The sequence below is a fragment of the Vibrio sp. Y176 genome, from assembly GCF_033438945.1.
In genome coordinates this window covers 1-810 of record NZ_JAWOQS010000331.1, presented here as the reverse complement: position 1 = coordinate 810, position 810 = coordinate 1, and the positions used below count along the sequence as shown (strand labels likewise).

Genomic DNA, 810 nt, shown 5'->3' with positions numbered 1-810 from the left:
AAGACATCCGTTTAACAGAACGTCGCCTACAACAACTGTTCGCAGCACCATTTATGGTTGAAGGTGAAAGCGTGGTGATGAAGATCTCACTAGGGATTGTGCAAACCAAGCATGGTGAGAACATGCCGCTTTGGCTACGCAATGCCAGCATTGCTCTGAGCTACGCGAAGCAAGATCCACTGACGGGCATTTGTTACTACAGCCCAGAACTCGCGAGCGCATCGAAGTTTCGTACTCAGCTGCTCACGAAGATGCAAACGGGCATCGACAAGCGCGAATTTGTGCCTCATTATCAGCCGATCATCGATCTCGCGAGTGGTAACGTATGTGGCGCTGAAGCCCTAGCTCGCTGGAATAGCGAAAGCGGTATGATCTCACCATTAGATTTCATCCCAATCGCGGAGGAAAGCGGCATGATCAAAGCCATTGGCCAACAAATCTTGCTGCAAGCGTGCCGAGACACATACAAAGCCATCGAGAACAAACAGTGGCCGTCAGACTTCCAATTGCACGTGAACATTTCGGTCAATCAGCTCTCCTGCCCGGCATTTGTCGACACCGTGACACGAGTGCTGGATGTCACCAAGCTGCCCGCCAAAAACCTCACGTTAGAGATCACCGAGTCGCGCATTATTGATAGCGCACCAACGACTCTGGAAAACATGACGAAGTTGCGTGATATGGGCATTGGCATTGCCATTGATGATTTTGGTACGGGTTACTCTTCCCTTGGTTATCTGCATTCACTGCCGTTCACTTGCTTGAAGATCGATCGCACGTTCATCAATCAGCTCACCAAAGAGAACCTCG

Annotated in this window: 1 protein-coding gene; it reads left to right on the top strand. The window is 50.4% G+C overall.

Annotation, left to right across the window (positions count from 1 at the left end):
• A partial coding sequence (locus tag R7O13_RS25880; RefSeq protein ID WP_318305075.1) for a GGDEF domain-containing phosphodiesterase occupies positions 1-810 on the top strand: 810 nt, incomplete at both ends.